Here is a 17,308-nt window from a genome sequence, read left to right as displayed (position 1 = left end):
AAGATGCAGTCGCGCTGCTTATCTGCGGACAATTGCTTATAGATTTAATCATTGTCTTTGTCTCTGTCTTTATGAAGTAAGCCTGAACTAACTGATCAGCATCAGCGGGGCTATTATGTCATTCCTCAAAGCTGTATTCTGGTACAACGGCCTGTTCAATTCTTCATGAGTATTAGTTGCCTAGTGAATGCTGCTTCCGAAGTGGTGTATTTCATTCAGGATGCCTGAGCGGCCTTGGCTTTTTCCCTCTATCTGTGGGGTATCCCCTCTGAAATTATCGTGAAGCTTATTATGGTAAGCTCCGGCTGAAACTCTGTGCTGCAACGCTAATACTGGCATGATTAAGAATTTTTTAATGAAAAGAACTTAATCACATATCTGCGCCTGCATGGCTATCAATTAACGATTATTTTTGTTCATTATTTTCTTCTGACAATGCCCGATTACGTATTAACGTCCGATAAAATGGTTCTGTCGCATTAACCTTTCTAACTTGCTCAAAAAATGCACTTAGCGTTCAGTTTCGTGCATATGGTCTGCAAGACTATTCTACTTTTCGAGAAATTTTCACAGACTCGTCTACTCTAATGTAACGGAGCTATAAATACTCGCGCATGTAATGAAAATTAATTTAAGTACTTTCTGAAAGAAATGAATTCAGGGTATGTTAATATATTATTACCAGTAATGATCGTTTGCTGGCATCTAGCTGATGCCTGGAGCGGGAACTTTGCAAGAAACATCTGAAACATGGACTACAGTCAGTTTGACACCATTTAGACTATCCAGCGCAATATTTCTCCTGAAACTATTGATCGCTCCCTTTTCTTCCCTACAGATGCAAAAGTGGTTGAGGGACATCAATGGGGAATGGTGACTGCTGAATATTTAAGCAATATGGCTGCGTGCGGGGATCGCACGCAACTTTCTGCTTATCAAAACGCATAAGCACGTGTCGGCATGTGGTTTGAAATTGGAAAACGATGTGGAAGGGCAAACATGCAACGTTAAGTTTTATGACCCTGTTCGTACGGTATGGTAGCGATGCTACCGGACATTGATCTCTGCCGATTGGGACTCTACGCCAGCGGATCAGGGGTCAGTTTGGATATCGAAAATCATTCTACATCAAGGTTAGTATTTGACCATTTTAGGTTGATAAATGTGTACTCCCACATGCTAAGCATCTCGTTTCGAAAACCATAGATCATGATGACTTTACTGCTCTTACTCACCATAATAGTTGATATACTTTGCATTCCATGTGAAAGATTTAGTCGTTTTATAAAAGAAAAAAGTAAAAATCAATATACAATAAGATAAAATCCAATGGCAAGCGACATATGATAAATAAGATAAATGGCAGCGTAACAAAAAACATAAAGATTGCCCCCCCTCCTAAAAAGAAAACAATCTTGGACGTTTTTTTTCACCGGAAAGTAAAAAATGTTAGTAATTCGTCAATTAATCTGCATCCAAAAGGCATCGGGAAAGGATATGAAAAATATCAGGCCTTCAGTAGAGAAACCATTGGTAACGTTAACGCGATCATAGGATATGTAAGTAACTTCAGAAATTCTGGCGAAGAGGCGGTTTTAATACACGGAACTAAAAATGGACGAGTCACTTTACATTCTCATTTTGTTGACAACAGGAAAGAATTTTCAGTTAAAGATTTTATAAGTCACATTAAAAAGGTACATAATATCGATATAAGTGAAAAAAAAGGTCCATTACACGTCATGTCTTGTTTTGGTGTTACCAATGGTGTATATCAGGCATTTTCAGATGAATTAAGGAGAGAAGTTATAGGGTATGGCGATGGAAATGCCATTTCAACTAGTGGTAACTTAAAGAATCATTTCAATAAGGAAACTAGCATCATAAAATCAGTGAGCGGTGATGTAGAGAAAGACCAACCTGATGACCTAAAACTTACCAAGGCAAGTATTCACAAATATATCCCGCAGCCCCCCAAGAACTAAAACGTCTGTTCTGAAAGAATTGTGAAAAATAAGCCATGTGTTTTTATCGATGACTTTTTGTTGGTACAAGGTCTGTATGCGGCATATCAGAGAACAGCTGTACCCGGTGGCCTCAGCAGTTTCCCGGATACTCGGTTTCTTACCTTACCGGTACCCGCCAGCCGTTTTGGTTTTGCTGTCCTTTCTGACGTGCTACTGAAGCATATCGCCAGCAGACTAAAACTCACTAGGGGATCTCCGCCCCGCTTACCTTTCCGGCAAGGATTGTAGTGGTCAAGTAATACTGGCCACGGTTATATGAACTGCGTGGTGTCTTCTCTCTGATTCGTCAGGCGTCAGACCTCCGTTATATTGATGAGGTCTGAACGTGTTGTAGTAATCCGTTATATATCGAGTTACTTCTCGTTGAGCTGTTTCCGCTACACTGTGCCCCTTCACGCTCCAGACGGAGCTGTCTTGCCCATGCCCTAAACGAGGTTCTGGTTTTCAAACTGTTCCGGGCTGAAACAGCCACAGGCACTTGTGACGTCTCCAGCGATTTTAATCGCACTCATTGTAATTAAATACCGTCTTTCGTATTATTTCCCGGCTGGAAAAATGTTATATTTCTACAAGAAACAAGACTCCGACATTGGTAATGCATCAGATCGTGTCCGATTATTGATTTAATTAATGCTAGGTTGGTCGGCGACGGCGAGAGAGTTGCATATCATAATATGGATTGTACCAGTCCTGCCACAGATTTATCAACTAATTATCCCGCAATCATTTTCATTGCCACTAAAAATGGGCCGATATGATAAATCGCGTATCTTTAACAATAATAATGAATTAAAAGAACTAATTAAACGAAGTCAGAAGCTCAGGGTACTACATTAAAATAAATCCAGCATGGGAAAAGGAACTTGGGAAAATCAATGCTCATAACTTTGAGAGTTCGAAGGAACAATTAATGAGAAGTTTTAAATTGACTCCCTGATGATTTTATAAACCGCGGATCGGGAAACATGGAGTTACCGCGAAATTCCGGTAGCTCCAGTTCCCTGACAATGAAGCGGCAGAACTTAGCCCACGAAGACAGGGCGTTTACGACCTAACGGGACTCCTTTCGGCTTTGCTTCCTGTCTGCCTTATTGGTATGCTCAAGCATTATATTCCTTTCAGACTGCTCCATTGCTGATAAAACGGTGGTACTGATCTGTGATGTCGACGGCCAAGTACAAGCATTTCCAATGACCTTTGTCTTTCAGGTAGGTTCCCGTCATTTGCCATCGGGGTCCACGGTACGTTTACGCAGCAGAAAGGTCGTTTCCAGTGTGCCCCACATTACTTTTCGAGACCAGTAAGCACCTATCCGTCCAATGAACCAGGGTGGTGCTCACCCTTTCTCCTGGCCTACGGCACCGTGGCTTAATCCCAGGTGACGTCCACCAGCGCGCTCGTCTCCAACCCCCCCCCCTGAGATCGGCTTCTGTTACGCCCGTCAGGTAGATAGCAGAGATTCCAAACTATCGATTGCGCCGATGGCTTTCCAGGGGAGACAAAGAAACCATGGGCCGCCCCCCCGGGGCGCAGATCAAGGCCCTCATCGGGAGAGCAAGTAGGCCGTCCAATCGCAGCATGGACGTACCAATCAGGTTGCGTTGTACCCAGCAAGCTTAGTCCGCGAGGTGAGTTGGGAAGCGCGGATGAGACTTTCAGCCGAGCATCCACTCCGTCCTTAGAACGACACACCGTAGTCACCTCAGTGGTCACAGGGTCCCCTGCGTCGGACCAGGAGACGTCACCGAAAGCGACATGTTTAGACGACAAGGTCGCGGTACAGGACACCGGAGCAGGCAGGAGATTTATGTCCGCTTGCGTAAGAGGAGGGTTGCCTAGGTTGTCATTTATTAGGACTTTATATCCAGCAGACGCCGGCGAGTATACGTCGTGCACAAGGACCGTAGGCTCGGATATTGTCTTGAATCTTTTGACATAGAAGCGGTCGCGGTTTTGCCCAAGCTTGAAGAGGATCTCGATGCCATCATTGGCGACCATAGACACGAGAGGGTTGGAATCCGTTACACAAAAGCCGTTCCCCGGTGCGGATTTAATCGTTGCATTGGTGGCGGAAAGGTTTCCGCCGATGGACGCATTTACGGTTATGTCGCAGTAGTCGCCGGGGGTTGCCCAGTCTTCGAGACGAAATGCGAGTTGTAGGTACTTGGGGGATCCCATGGACACATTCTTAGTATGAGGGGTATATATCGTGATCGTGGAGTTCGACCTTTTTTCTGCACGATACTCTCGAGACGAGGGTCCCGTGCCCCGCAGGTCGTATGTACGGACGTCATGAGACATTTGCACGGTTTCAGCTAGGAGTGTGCCGCACCACATACACAGGGAGCCTACAAGACACCTCCGCCAAATTTCCCAGCGGCGAAGATAATTTGACACGCGCCTGGCCCGTTCTGCAACAGGCAGCGATCGCGTTTGCTCATAAAGCCGCCGTACCTTCGTCCGATGGTTTGTCAGCGCGCGCGGAGCAATACCCTGCAGCCCCGCACGCCCCAACTGTGCGCCCATCCAGTCAAAACCCTTGGCCAGCTGGCCGACATAGGTCTTGTCCGGATGTTGATGGAAACTTAGCTTTTCAAAATGCCCGTTAAGGGCTTTTACATGACGGCGCAGAGACCAGCGTGTTTTCGTCATAATCACCACGTCATCCATATAGCGTGCATAATATATATTTTCCTGTTGTGAAAAATGATGGTCCAGCGCCCACAAGTGCAATGCCCCCATCAGGGGGCTCAGAGCGCAACCGCGGGCAATGCCCCTCTCTGGGGTATAAAACTCACCGCCGTCCTCAACGCAGTAGTGGATATACTGCGTCAATAGATTTATAAGGACGGGGTGCTTCACATGCCGAGCCAATTGACCAAGCAGCACTTTTTTATTGATACTGGCGTAGTAACCTTGAATATCCGTTCTACACACCCACGAATAGCCTTCACGCAAGATAGCCTGCTGCATACGTGTCAATGAAGTACGGCCTCCGCCATGCCCCCGTACATGCTCACACTTCGGGTGCAGCGGCAATAAGGGCATAACGTTCAGTGCCACCCACTTGAGTACCAGCGCATCCTCAGCAGACCACATCACCTGACGTTGATTGCCAACAACATTCATCGGTCTCAATGAATAGGCACCCGCCTCCAATTGGGCCAACAGGGACTCGCGCCGGTTCCTCCAGCGGAACCTTAAATCCCAGACGTCCGCATTAGGAGGTGCATTTTTCCGGGAGTCACACAGCCACTGATAGGCCGCGTCCAGATGTCCAAATGTGCCTTTTCTCCCCTCGTCCGGGCACCGGAGTCCAGGGACTATTGTCAATTGCATCTTTTTAGTCCTTTCGTTAAAGACAAGCTGCCGGAGATAGCCATAGCGAGCCGCACCGTGATAAAAGAACGGCAAATGGCCGCTTGCCACTCCCAAGCGTTGCTATTATCCATCGATCACGCGATGAAAAATGATGACAACATGAGCATAGGGTTACTCACAATGGGCCGTTATCTGTTTCATCGGAGTGAAGCCCGCGTCGATATTAAGCACTACCGGCTCGCCGAGCTTGAATGCAACTTTGCACTGGGAATGGCTACCATTACCCCACTTCACCTGTATCTCACCGTTTTCCGGTAAGCCATTGAGGTAAACCTGGCCCCCATCACCCACAATACTTGCGCTATCTTCATCCCCTTGCAGCGAAGCCATTGCCCCAAAAGGAACAGGTTTTCCGTGGTAAATCAACGTCATCAGTACCTGCTGGCCAATACGGGTATGGTAGTTTGCCAACACCACCGCGCCACCGGTCGGATATACATTAACGCTGGTATTGTTAACGTCAGTCCCTTCCTCCAGTGAACTGGGATCAACGCTGATGGTATTACTTTGATAATTAGACAGGTAAGGTACGACGGCATAACCCCAACGGTTAGTCTGAGTACGACCACTTACTTTCAAGTCGGCGACGCCCGGCGCGCGCACTAACGCCACCGAGTCCCCCATGGTCTGGGAAAGCGTTACGCCATAAGGATGTGCCAACACTCCGCCCGCCAGGCCAAAATTCACGCTGCGGGAGCTGTCGCTGTAGTTGTAGCCAAGATTGAGGTTGCCGTTGCCCCCTTGGTAGCCCAGGCTGGCAGAACCCGAGTTAGCCTGCCCCTGGCCCCCGCCCTGCATGACGTTATAGTTGAAGCGCCCCTCCAATATGCTGCCGCTGATGCCACCCTGATGGCTGGTTTTCCCATCATTGTCACGACTTGTGTTGTAACTGGCATAAGCATTACCGAAGGCATCACTTCCCCCAAGCAGGCTCAAAGGCAATTGCACGTTCAGCGCCACCTGACGGTTTTCCGGCCAATCGCCATCGCCTTTGATGCGGTCGATGCTGTAGCTTAACGAGTAACCGATACCTGCCAGGTTTCCACTAAAACCACTGGACAAGCTGGTGTTCACATGTGAATTTCCCCAATAGCTGTCACGGACAGCGGAGAAATACAGCGATCCCCATGAACTCAGCTGCTGGCTTAATTGCATTTGCCAGGTGCTGCGGCGGCGTTCGCGTGCCCATGGGATAATGTCATCATTCAAACGAAATCCCATGCTATTCACATCGGAAAAGCTATAATAACTGTCGGTAGAATAGCGATAAGCTGTGAGATCCACCGAAGTGCCAGTAGCCAGCATACTTTTGGAGTATTTCAGGCGATAAGAGCTCCCCCGGGCAGGCCGATCCTCCCCTGGCAGAAATGCGCGTGATAATGTCATATCAGCCGAAACAGCCCCTAAGTAGCCGAGGGAAAAACTAGTACCCAGCACTGAAGCCTGGTAATTGGACGCCAACAGTCCACCACCATAAAGCGTAATATTGTAGGGTAAGCCATATATCAGGGTCCCCATACCGAACGTCGGCTGCTGATTGCCCTCGGTCATACCGCCACTGCGATAGCGACCCGCCGCCAGCTCAAAGTTCATTTTTCCTGGTCGTTGCATGATGGGCAACGCGGAATAAGCTTGGGTAGAGGTTCGTTGGCTACCGTCCGCTTCTACAATCGTTATGGTTAAATCCCCGCCAGAACTGGCCTGGTAGACATCCGTCAGTTTAAACGGACCGGGCGGCACATAAGTCTGGTAAATCACGTTGCCATGTTGGCTGACCGTCACTCTCGCATTGGAACTGGCAATGCCCGCAATGACTGGCGCAAAACCACGTTGGCTGTCAGGCAGCATGTCATCATTGGAGCTTAACTGCACACCCCGAAAAGGCATACTGTCAAAAATGTCGCCACCACTGGAAATATCGCCCATTGTCAGCTGGGCTCTCAACGTCTGAATATCACGCTGCAGATATGTATTTAGAAATTCTGTTTCCTGAAATGAGCTGTCCCCCCAAGAAGAATTCCCCGTTGCTTCAGAACGGTTATGGGTCATATCACTGCGCAACCGCCAGGCTCCCCAATTGAGACCGCTATGAAGATTGACAAACAGACTCTGATTTCTGCTTTTATCGCCACCAGAGTAGCCATCCAGCCATGAACGAGAACCACTGAGGTTATAGTTCATTAAAAAAGCCGGGATCCCCTGATCCCATAGTGTGGGATCAACATAACCAGTGATATTCGGCTTTAATGCTACCTGCGGTATGCTTAAATCCAAACGTAACTTTGCCAGATTCATCGTCACCGAAGCCTGGGGGATCAACAGCCCCAAATCACCGACTGGGCGGTTTTTTGGCAGATCTTTCAACGTCGCCGACGCCGTAACATTCACCCCCCAGTCTTCCAGCATTCTCGGGGTCAACTCCGCAAGTACTTTATTGGATCCATTTTCTTTGGCGAAGACGATGTCATTGCTACCGATACGCTGCTGGTTAAGATAAATATCCACCAGATAGTGTCCTGCCGGAACGTAACCGGCAGTCGAAAACTGGGATAAATCAATATCAGACGAACTGCTGCTGTCGCCCAGGGATAAGAGCGACGGGTCAAAATAATCGTCGGCAAAAGCGGAGCCTGTACATCCAGCCAGGAATAAAAACAAATAAATTGGGTTCCAACGTGGTTTTATCTCAGCCAAACAAGTTGCATGTTTTTTCTGTGGTTTACATCGCTGATTGATCATATAAACATCATTTGTTATTCAAAGGAACTTACCGGTAAAATACTAGAACTGCTTAATCACAACTGCCGCTGTTCTTGAGTGGACTCACCCATCTCATCTATTAACTTCCACCTCACCTCGCCCCTGGCAGAAGAGGGTATCTGCCAGCTTTGTTGACCTTTAGGAGGCACCATTAATTGCAACTTATCTTTATCCAGCAGATAAGGACCGACCGCCAGATGCGATAAAGTGAGATAAAATGGAGAAGGGTTAATTGCCGTAAGTTGGTTTCCGTTACGAGTAAACTGCAGTTTATGGGCAACCGCATTAATTCCATCTTTTGGTAAGCCCTGCGGGCGGTAAAACAGTTTGATACTATTTTGCAGCACCAACGTCACCACTCCAGTCCCTTCTTGCTTAGCGGAGATTGTCGGCACCGCTCGCATTGTCAGATAAAACACAGACTCACGATCCTCGGGCAAATTGCCCCCCGTGCGCAAGATGCGTAAGTTCAGGCGCTCCTGTGGATCCACGCGTTTAAGAGGAGGCAGGACAATAAAGGGAGCTTTATCCTCTCCATCCAGCATGCGTATCCAGGACTGCATAAGAAAAGTATTTTTCGAGGTATTCATCAGCGAGAACTTGGTGCCATTTTTATTGGCCTCAGGATAAACTACTCGCATAGACCCCAATTGAATCCCTTCGATTAGCGCGGCCTGGCTTACAGTTCCGCACCCTATTAAAAAAACAAACCCACAGACACTCACCAAGAATATTCGGTAAAAACCTGTGCAAAGGGCGAAAGAAAGAAATGAACTTTCTCGCGGTGTCTTTTCATTTATGTTTGACATTTAATTTCACCCTCAGGAAATCAATTGAAAAAATGCCTTACAGCATTATCAGTTAAAATCACAGGAATCTGGAGCCCATATAGAATAAGAACAGAATTATTAAGCCTGCAGTTACAGGTAATCAACAAAGGACACAGTCAGTATAGCTACCTCTTGACATTAAACATGCAAAGGTCTATATAATTCCCATAATTTAAATTTATACCCGCCGCACCGGTAACGCCGTTACTTTTCAGCTGTTATTTTGCCATTCTTTGTGCTGGAAATAGATATTGTTTTACGTTCAGTAACCGACCCATAATCAGTAATCAACTGCCAAGAGACCTGTGTCACTGGTGGTGTAGCAAATACCACTGAGCTGTAAGGCGCTACCATCGAAGGAACCTGATTAAGGTTCACTGAATGTGTTCCTAACGTTAACGACGCCAATGACAGGAAGTAGGGGGAGTCATTGTTCGCTGTCACATTGCCATTTTTATAGCTGAACGTCAGTTGTTCATATGCCTGCGTCGGTTTCATCACCAACCCGGTTGGGCGATAAAACATTTTAATGACTGAACGAACCCCCAGAGAAAGGGCGCCCGCAACTTTGGGTTGGTTCTCACTGTTCCCGGTGGGTTTGGCCGTTGCCGGTATCGCCAACGCTGAAAAGTAGAACAGCGATTCACGATCCTGCGGCAAACTTTCCCCCTGACGTAAAATACGCAGCGTGTTCTGAGAGCGAGGCTCCAAACGAAACAACGGAGGTGTTACCCAAAATGGAGCGGTAACCTTCCCGGCAATATCACGCGTGATCACCGACTTTACCAAGTAGAGAGCCTCTCCCCGATTACGTAACGTCACAGATTGAGCCATATTAGCCTGTTGGAAAATTACTCGTGTTCTATCTAAAGATAATCCTCCGTCCGCAGCCACATGAGAACATTGAAGAATTAACATTGCCCCAATCCCCCATGCTTGCCAACGTCTTTTGATCGCCTCTCCCACTTTCACTCTTTATATCTCCTAATAATTAACGATAAAGGAATTCAAGCTGCGCAGAGGCTTCCAGCGTGCCTACTTTAACGTCCTTACAATCAACACCACATGATACCGCTGTATATAACGTCATGATATCGCCATTAGCTACGCTGCCTCCCTCGGTTTTTCCAGCGAAAGCGAACTCGGTTCCATTTTTGGCCAATCCAATCCCATTTGGAATATCAATGTCAGCATTTTCAGAAATCACCACGCCAAAGCCAGAGGAGGTCCCACCGTTACGAAATAAATTTGGTTCTCCTCCAATAGTTGCCCCCTTAATGGAAAGTAAGGGTTTTTGTGGGCCATCTACAATTCCCTTACATTCTGTTAACTGCACATCAACCTGTTTAATTTCTGAGTGTTTCTTGGCACCAAGCATCTCGGTAGCCTGCATCTCTCCAAATTCCACTACCGGGGTTTTAAGAGATATTTCGCAACTTCCTTGCAAAACGGTAGCGGAAAAGGTGATTTTTTGAGGTACAGCCTGGCTTGTTGTACAAATAAAACCAAGCACGATACCAACACCCATACTAAAATTATTACGAAAAAGCGATAAACTCAGCTGTTTTATATTCATCTAACTGTTCTCTCCGTAGAAAAATCAAATAACAAAGTAGATATATTCAATGGTAAACAAAGACAAACTCAAGTGTGGCTTGCACATGACCAATGACAGAACTCAGATTACCTGCCATGCCCCGTGTTAAACCGATGCTATAGGATAACTGTTTACCTGACAGCGACTCACCGGGAGCTTGTTCATGCGTAAACTCACCATGAACTACGGTTCCGGGTGCCGAATAAAAGTCTTTTATTGGCCCCTTATAGTCGTAATCCTTAACCATAATGCCAATGTGTTGGGCGCTGGAACCGCTATCTCGAAATAACGACTCCATACCAGTGACTTCGCCCATATGTCCATTTACCTGAACAGCTGCATTTAACGGTCCGCCCTCAGTACAGTTGCTTAGCGTAATGGTCAGAGGCCTTACTTCGCTGGTATCACCTTCTTGAGAAAAATTACCCGCTATTGTCTGATTAAACACCACCGAAGAAGGTGCGGTTATATCACATGTCCCATTTAGAATGGTGGCATTAAAATCCAACGCTTCCGCCCTGGCATGAGAAATTCCAGATACTAATAAGACCGATAATAATACCGGTAATGTATAAAGTTTTGCGTGGATAAATAGTATTTTCATCTGACCTCACGCCTTAATTAAACCAGATCGCTTAACTTAAAGTGGCCTGGTAAGACTCAATACCACCCAGATCATTGATCACTTTCCAGCGAACATCACCCGAACGCTCATTGCTGCCGTAGCTTGCCTCACTAAAAGGAGCTAGCATTTCTTGCTGGTTTTCCTTCAGGGATAAGGCTTTTCCATTAACGGTGATTTCGGCAAAACTGAGATAATAGGGCGATGTATTCTTCAACTTAATGCCCCCAGGACTCAACATTACCTGAAGAGAGCGCCCGGCCACTGAAGGAGTCATTGCTAACCCAGCGGGACGATAGAAGAGCTTGATCGTATTCGTCATGGAAATTTTCATCCCTGCCGAAAGGTGGCCTTCGCTGGAGTGATCCGCTACAAGTTTGCTGCTAGGGATAGCCGTTGCCTGAAAATAAAAAACCGACTCACGATCCTTTGGCAGCGTTGCTGTATCACCTTTGATACGCACTTTGTGCAACGAATCTGGCTCCATTCTGAAAATAGGCGGCGATGCATGGAATATTTTTTGCTCGCCCCCTTTGAGATCAGACAACACCCTGGTCTGCAACAAATAAACATTATCTTGGCTGGTATTTCGTACCCCAATAGAAACAGATTGATTTTTTTCGGGGTAAATAACGCGGGTTGCATTGATACCGACTCCTGCAGCCACGGCTATTTTCGTTAATAGTAATAAAAATATTGAACACCCAAACTTTAATAATTGAGACATTATCTGCTCCTCTCAATTAAAGTAGTGCCGTCCTTGGCTGCTACGGTTTAACTAAAATCTGTATGCTAAGGCTAACAGGTAGATCTTAGTTATAAATAATACTGAAATTAATTGGGGCTTCTACATGCTGAATGTTCGTTTGTGCAGTAGTACTAAACAGCTGCGCTTTCAACTTTACTGTATGGCCATCTAAGCTGGAATTCGCTTGCCCCTCTGGGTCCAGTTTAGACTGGCTAGCAATCAGAATATCTCCACCGTTAGCAATAACAGTGCCTTTAGCATCGCTCAATTGCACACCAACAGTGTTGGTGGAGCCAGACTTGCTAAAAACAGTAGGAGAGCCTTCAATATTATAGCCACGAACCATTGCGGAAATTGCCCCCCCTTCTTTAAGCGCCCCCTTACAACCGCTAATGCCAAGCGTAAGATCTTGAGTTTCTTTATGTGGCCCAACTTTATCAAATTCGCTTGCAGCCCAGTTACCGAGATCCACAGTTGGCGTAGCTTCCAACTCACAGGTTGCGGCAACAACATCACCGGTAATAACAGTTTGAGCATTACTTGCCGCATGTGCAGTAAAACCAGTCATGGCCAGCGCAGCAAAGATTGCGCTCTTGATAATTGCATTTGCGTTTTTCATAAAATTCCTTAATAGAGTTTAAATATTAACCCAGCCAGTATCTCTCACAGGGTGAGTTTGTTTCGCAGCAAAATAGAAAATATATTCTTCTTTTTCAGCCGATAAGATGATTCAACAGACCACCTCGCAGTTGAGCGGAGCACAGAGTAGTTTTGTTTTCCGAAACAAACATGATTGAATAATGATTCAAACACAATCACACCCTGTAAATCAGGCTGCAAAGGGGGAGCATAGATATAATCAATAGCCCCCCCTATTTATATAAACTTGATCAATCATTAGATAAACAAAAAATAAAATAAAAACAATCAATTATAACCAATGTCAACTTAGCGACGTAATACGTGCAGTAAGCCAGCAACTAACCGGTTCAGTGCCATCCACTGTTAAGCTTGCATGCCGTCAACTTCATCACGGCAATCCGCCTTGCTTCGTCCCCCCGCAACGAGTGCTCACCTACCATACGGAAATCATTTGCTCCACCAGCATTGAGCGTATCGTTTCTGGACGAAACGCTGCACTGATGCAAATTGAGGCCCTTATCCACCAGTTTGATGAAATATCGACGCTGACCAGCAGTATCGGAGGTGGAATGGCAAAAGAATGGGCCATGCGACCGGGGCATCGCTATGACTGCTGGTTTACGGAGAAGACGGAAACCGCAATGAAAGCCATCACTCGCAACATAGAGTAGCATCTGGCGGGATCGGATGCTGAAATCTGAAGATTTCGCTGATGGACGCGCAAGCCCGTGGCGAATGGCACAAGAGCCTGGATGAGGAGGAACTACCGGAGATTAGCGAGGCCAATATTCTGGCGACTTTCGAGCAGTTGCATCAGAGCAAAGAAGAAGTGTTTGAGCGAGGTGTTATCAACTTGTTCAAAAATCTTAACCGGGACTACAAATAGAATAGCCCCTGCATGTTCGGGAAAAAAATTATTTTCGAGGGTGTCGTAAAGCACGACCAATGGGGTTTGGACTCGACTGGGGATGGCAACGTGACAGTTTAGCCAACGTTGAGCGCATGCTGATGTACTCGATGGTCAGTCCATATTTTCAGAAGGGAACAGCGCATATCAGATTTAAGCGATCCGAACTGGTTGATAAGCTGAATGACATTATCGCCAGACACTATCCGGGAGCACTGGCAACGAAATGAAACTGGAGATGGATGATTACCTGTCCGATGTATTTTCAGGGATACCAGCGCAAGCCAGACGGAATTGGCATACGGGATGATATACCGAGGGAAAAATAAAAAAACATCATGTCAATCAGTGATATGAACTAAAATATTAAAGACCAGTGGAAATATCTGTACCGGGCAGTCGATACTGCGGGCCAGACCATCGATGTCCTGCTGACGGCTAAACGGTACGCGGCGCCACCACAGCCCATCATTTTTCGCGACCAAGGAATAGGTATTATGCATGTACTGCAGGGATGATGCTAGCGACTATGGCAGAAACAAGTCGTGTCTCTACGTCACTCTATAAATGCTAGTGAAGCTCATAGAGCCTCCGGAAAAGAACTCCGATGATAGTATCATGAAAATGACTGGCTGGGTTCTACGTGACCAAAATGAGGTGGGGATCGCTCCATAAGCCTTAGCGAATCACCGACTGAGGCCTCGACGGCTTGAATTCGCAAACGCTCTATCTGCCATTGGCAGAGCAAGCCCGACGTATGTTGAATTGTCGCCGTCTATGGAAAAATTCCCATTTTTTATCTGATAACCTATTTGGAAAAATACCTATGACATCTATTGGCAAAAATCCCAGCCTTGCGCAAGTTTTTCAAAAATGTGCGGCCCCAATGTGAAAAGTCGAGCAAAGCCTCCACTGGTACCCTTCTAAAACTATTGAAAGACATACGGCAGTCTCCCCTCACTATGCTAACCCGGCCCGAGCGTGAAACTCTAAAGGACAACTTTAGTACCATCGAAAAGATGAGTCGCCAAACCCCAGGGGGAAAAAATGGCAGTGCACAACTAATCCGTGACATGATATGGCAAGTTTCCGAACAACAACAAGGAAATGGAAAATCCCAACCGGACAAAGTGACGAAGAAAGAACTAGGTGCCTTGAATACTTCTCACAAGAAGCTTATGACCGAAATCGTTACGCTACTCGCACAAAATAAATCTAATGCTCCAGCTCCTCTTGGAGCGGGCCTAACGAATATTCTTTCCAGGTCGCCCGCACAGTTGAGTGCGTCTCTGACGAAACTGCGCGGCAACATCGAGAAGGTCAAGGACAACTTTATAAAATCTGAAGTAAATCAAAAAAAGCCTAACATGGATAAGGCGAAGACCATAGAGACGCTCTCAAGAAAACTTGAGGTTTTGGACGAAAAAATATCCGAATTGGATAGCGTCAAAAGCTATAAAGAGTCTGTTCGGAAAGCTCAATCCGAAAGTCAGGAGTACGCACTCAAACACCGATTCGACCCTAAAGTCCAAAAGCACTTCCTCGGTGATGGTTGGTGAAATGCAGCAAGTTGGAGTGACCATATCCCAGTAGACAGTTTCTGTCCTCACGGCGAGGCCTTTTCGAAGGCCTCTGGACTTACGCCACCGAGATGACTGTGGCGCCGGGTACGGTTGTAGAACACTTCAATATAATCGAAGATATCCGCCCGGGCCATGTCCCGGGTTTTATATATTCGCTTTCTGACACGTTCTTTTTTTAGCGAACTGAAGAACGATTCTGCCACAGCATTATCCCAGCAGTTGCCACGCCGACTCATACTCGGGGCCAGGTTATTGGCCCGGCAGAGTGTTATCAGACGCAGCAGCCGCTCAACCCGTCGTGACGGGTCTGCTGCTGTCCATGTGGCAAGCTTGCGTTGCATTTCGCTGATTATCAAAGGTCTTCACCTCGTAGGGTCAGTTAATACGCTTCACAAATACCTTTAGACTGCTTCCCTTCGCCATGTAATGGGCTTTCCCCATCGCGGACTACTACGGAAGCTCCGCCAGCCAGTGCGTCATCGGGGCCATGCCCCCTTAACATTCGCAACTGATCTTCCCCGGTTCACCTGTCTGGACTCAGACATGCTGAGGAGGCTGCCCGTCGCACTCTTTATCCTTGCTTGCCGCAAGTTGGCAGGGAGCAGCAGTTCGGACTGTGAGAAAAAAAAACTGCTGACCCGATATTCAGCTTACATGTCTGATTATCTTCGTCCGGTAACAGCTATTTATCGTTGCCGGTTCCCCCTGCATGACCTGTCAGATCACGTAGGTCATGGTGACTTTTTCAACCCACAGAGGCGGATTAACGGGTTCATGTTCTTCAACCTTTCAGTACTTAACCTTGAGGATCATCTCAGCTTAGTGATCTCGCCTCAATCCCCGTTGTCAGCGGGTTACATCACCCTGCAGGCATGCCGTAGGTCACTGCCGCTCAGGTTCTCCACCGTCACACCCGGTGGGATTGTTGGGCTTCTCGTCATGAGTTACCGGTTCAATATTCCAGACAGACTCGTGGTTCATTTGAGCATCCTTGCTCGCCCTGAACTCCGGGCACACTATAGGTAATATCCGTTACCCAGACCTGATTAGGTTTCACAACCGTGAACTCCCGCTGCACACGGTTAGGGGCTATCAGTGACGGCCGTCCTCTGGTACCACGAGGTATCTTGTAACCATGTACGGCACGTATCCTGTTTTGTTTCATGATCTTGGCTACCCGGTTTCTGCTACACGCCTCACCGACTTCACGCAGATCGCAGTGAACCCTGCGATAACCGTAAACACCGCCGCTTAGTGCATAAGAGTTTCGGATTAACTCCAATAATCGCTGGTTATCCTTTTCTCCAGCAGAGACAGGGCAATGAAGCCAGACGTAAAATCCGGCACGGGCAACTTTTAGAACCCGACACATAGCTGCGATCGACCAGACATCACGGTGATCGTTGATGAAGCGGTACTTTAGTCGGGCTCCCTTGCAAAGTACCGCGCTGCCTTTTTCAGAATATCTCGTTCTTCCTCAGTACGTTTAAGCTGTGCTTTCAGCTTGAGGATCTCCGTTCTGGCCTCCAGTAAATCCTGGGCCTGATGTCCGCTATTATCAGGTTTTACGGAACGGACCCATTTATAAAGACTGTGTGCCGACACGCCAAGGCGTTCTGAAACGTCGACAACGGAATAGCCCCGCTCAGTGATCTGGCGGACAGCTTCTTCCTTAAATTCAGGGGTAAATCGTGGTGTGCCCATAGACTCCTCCTATGCTCAAAATATAGGCCAGATTTGTCTACGGGTTCGGGGTCACTCCATTTATCTAGCAGATGATACATTGGAAAATAGTATAATAGAGAGTCTTGAGCACTTTTTATCAAACCCTAAAGATATACCTGATGATTACATAAGGGAAGGGCTTGAGTTAAAGAGTGAAGCTCATGTTCATCCCATGCATAGAGATGAGTTTATAAAAAAATTAAAAGACCCTCGCTGGAGAGCCCATTTTTTAATGTTTAATGCAGATAGCACTGCGTATCTTACCTTAAAATTTTCTGAAAAATTTGAGGTCGACAGCTCAGGGAGAATAGTAGAAGCTAATAGGAATAAGAGAAGTACACACGATTCCAAAAATAAAAAAATACTTCTTAAAGCCGGTCATGTATTCACTGAAAATAAATTTATAAACAACAAGGAGAAGTACTTTATTTGATTTCATATAGGCTCTTGATATTCTTTTAGTATATGGGCGTAACACGGTATTGA

At 46.6% G+C, this 17,308-nt stretch carries 11 protein-coding genes and 8 pseudogenes; 5 read left to right on the top strand and 14 right to left on the bottom strand.

Features of this window, described 5'->3' with window-relative positions; genetic code table 11:
* Positions 1 to 1,343: 1,343 nt before the first annotated feature.
* Complete coding sequence (locus WN53_RS28690; protein WP_024486259.1) at positions 1,344 to 1,985, top strand: hypothetical protein; 642 nt, start codon at positions 1,344 to 1,346, stop codon at positions 1,983 to 1,985.
* Positions 1,986 to 2,030: 45 nt separating this feature from the next.
* Here the strand turns inward: WN53_RS28690 and WN53_RS28970 are convergent.
* From WN53_RS28970 to WN53_RS18130, 11 genes and pseudogenes are all read right to left on the bottom strand, one after another.
* Positions 2,031 to 2,126 (bottom strand): annotated as a pseudogene (locus WN53_RS28970) (recombinase family protein); the annotation flags it as partial.
* A gap of 132 nt (positions 2,127 to 2,258) precedes the next feature.
* A pseudogene (locus tag WN53_RS28235) lies at positions 2,259 to 2,396 on the bottom strand (IS3 family transposase); the annotation flags it as partial.
* A gap of 56 nt (positions 2,397 to 2,452) precedes the next feature.
* A pseudogene (locus WN53_RS28480) lies at positions 2,453 to 2,585 on the bottom strand (IS3 family transposase); the annotation flags it as partial.
* 810 nt (positions 2,586 to 3,395) lie between these two features.
* Entirely contained in the window at positions 3,396 to 5,156 is a 1,761-nt protein-coding gene (locus WN53_RS28230; protein ID WP_235167041.1) for a reverse transcriptase domain-containing protein, read from the bottom strand.
* Positions 5,157 to 5,519: 363 nt separating this feature from the next.
* Positions 5,520 to 8,066: a fimbria/pilus outer membrane usher protein gene (locus tag WN53_RS18160; RefSeq protein ID WP_235167039.1), complete on the bottom strand. Its 2,547-nt coding sequence runs from the start codon at positions 8,064 to 8,066 to the stop codon at positions 5,520 to 5,522.
* 137 nt (positions 8,067 to 8,203) lie between these two features.
* On the bottom strand, positions 8,204 to 8,977 hold the full coding sequence (locus tag WN53_RS18155) for a fimbrial biogenesis chaperone (RefSeq protein WP_080949243.1): 774 nt from the start codon (positions 8,975 to 8,977) through the stop codon (positions 8,204 to 8,206).
* Between the two features lie 225 nt (positions 8,978 to 9,202).
* Positions 9,203 to 9,916: a fimbrial biogenesis chaperone gene (locus WN53_RS18150; RefSeq protein WP_046808472.1), complete on the bottom strand. Its 714-nt coding sequence runs from the start codon at positions 9,914 to 9,916 to the stop codon at positions 9,203 to 9,205.
* A gap of 73 nt (positions 9,917 to 9,989) precedes the next feature.
* Entirely contained in the window at positions 9,990 to 10,574 is a 585-nt protein-coding gene (locus WN53_RS18145; protein ID WP_046808146.1) for a fimbrial protein, read from the bottom strand.
* A gap of 46 nt (positions 10,575 to 10,620) precedes the next feature.
* Positions 10,621 to 11,199 carry a fimbrial protein gene (locus WN53_RS18140; protein ID WP_024485645.1) on the bottom strand — a complete coding sequence of 193 codons (579 nt, stop codon included), beginning with the start codon at positions 11,197 to 11,199 and terminating at the stop codon, positions 10,621 to 10,623.
* Between the two features lie 31 nt (positions 11,200 to 11,230).
* Positions 11,231 to 11,944, bottom strand: a complete 714-nt coding sequence (locus WN53_RS18135; protein ID WP_024485646.1) for a fimbrial biogenesis chaperone — start codon at positions 11,942 to 11,944, stop codon at positions 11,231 to 11,233.
* 85 nt (positions 11,945 to 12,029) lie between these two features.
* Positions 12,030 to 12,584 (bottom strand): fimbrial protein, encoded by a 555-nt coding sequence (locus WN53_RS18130; RefSeq protein WP_024485647.1) that lies wholly within the window; start codon positions 12,582 to 12,584, stop codon positions 12,030 to 12,032.
* 448 nt (positions 12,585 to 13,032) lie between these two features.
* Between WN53_RS18130 and WN53_RS18125 the strand changes: the two are divergent.
* The 3 genes and pseudogenes from WN53_RS18125 to WN53_RS18120 all read left to right on the top strand — a co-directional run bounded on the left by WN53_RS18125 (position 13,033) and on the right by WN53_RS18120 (position 15,073).
* Positions 13,033 to 13,744: pseudogene (locus WN53_RS18125) on the top strand (DUF4942 domain-containing protein).
* 135 nt (positions 13,745 to 13,879) lie between these two features.
* Positions 13,880 to 13,969, top strand: a pseudogene (locus tag WN53_RS28475) (DDE-type integrase/transposase/recombinase); the annotation flags it as partial.
* Between the two features lie 381 nt (positions 13,970 to 14,350).
* A complete protein-coding gene (locus tag WN53_RS18120; RefSeq protein WP_024485649.1) occupies positions 14,351 to 15,073 on the top strand; it encodes a hypothetical protein in 723 nt (240 codons plus the stop codon).
* 47 nt (positions 15,074 to 15,120) lie between these two features.
* Here WN53_RS18120 and WN53_RS27595 read toward each other — a convergent pair.
* From WN53_RS27595 to WN53_RS28020, 3 pseudogenes are all read right to left on the bottom strand, one after another.
* Positions 15,121 to 15,360, bottom strand: a pseudogene (locus tag WN53_RS27595) (IS3 family transposase); the annotation flags it as partial.
* A gap of 3 nt (positions 15,361 to 15,363) precedes the next feature.
* A pseudogene (locus tag WN53_RS28850) lies at positions 15,364 to 15,453 on the bottom strand (reverse transcriptase); the annotation flags it as partial.
* 662 nt (positions 15,454 to 16,115) lie between these two features.
* A pseudogene (locus tag WN53_RS28020) lies at positions 16,116 to 16,801 on the bottom strand (IS3 family transposase); the annotation flags it as partial.
* 79 nt (positions 16,802 to 16,880) lie between these two features.
* On the opposite strand from WN53_RS28020, the gene WN53_RS18110 reads away from it, so the two are divergent.
* On the top strand, positions 16,881 to 17,255 hold the full coding sequence (locus WN53_RS18110) for a hypothetical protein (protein WP_046808145.1): 375 nt from the start codon (positions 16,881 to 16,883) through the stop codon (positions 17,253 to 17,255).
* Positions 17,256 to 17,308: the final 53 nt, after the last annotated feature.

Origin of the sequence: Serratia fonticola, assembly GCF_001006005.1 — a bacterium.
Classification (GTDB): Bacteria; Pseudomonadota; Gammaproteobacteria; order Enterobacterales; family Enterobacteriaceae; genus Chania; species Chania fonticola.
The sequence above is the reverse complement of the archived record's forward strand: the minus strand, read 5'-3'. Positions and strand labels throughout refer to the sequence as shown.

What these genes read in the sequence shown, in the direction of transcription:
- WN53_RS28690 (WP_024486259.1), top strand. Translation starts at nt 1,344, where the DNA reads ATGATAAATAAGATAAATGGCAGCGTAACAAAAAACATAAAGATTGCC.
- WN53_RS18145 (WP_046808146.1), bottom strand. Translation starts at nt 10,574, where the DNA reads ATGAATATAAAACAGCTGAGTTTATCGCTTTTTCGTAATAATTTTAGT.
- WN53_RS18140 (WP_024485645.1), bottom strand. Translation starts at nt 11,199, where the DNA reads ATGAAAATACTATTTATCCACGCAAAACTTTATACATTACCGGTATTA.
- WN53_RS18130 (WP_024485647.1), bottom strand. Translation starts at nt 12,584, where the DNA reads ATGAAAAACGCAAATGCAATTATCAAGAGCGCAATCTTTGCTGCGCTG.
- WN53_RS18155 (WP_080949243.1), bottom strand. Translation starts at nt 8,977, where the DNA reads ATGTCAAACATAAATGAAAAGACACCGCGAGAAAGTTCATTTCTTTCT.
- WN53_RS18135 (WP_024485646.1), bottom strand. Translation starts at nt 11,944, where the DNA reads ATGTCTCAATTATTAAAGTTTGGGTGTTCAATATTTTTATTACTATTA.
- WN53_RS28230 (WP_235167041.1), bottom strand. Translation starts at nt 5,156, where the DNA reads ATGAATGTTGTTGGCAATCAACGTCAGGTGATGTGGTCTGCTGAGGAT.
- WN53_RS18150 (WP_046808472.1), bottom strand. Translation starts at nt 9,916, where the DNA reads ATGTTAATTCTTCAATGTTCTCATGTGGCTGCGGACGGAGGATTATCT.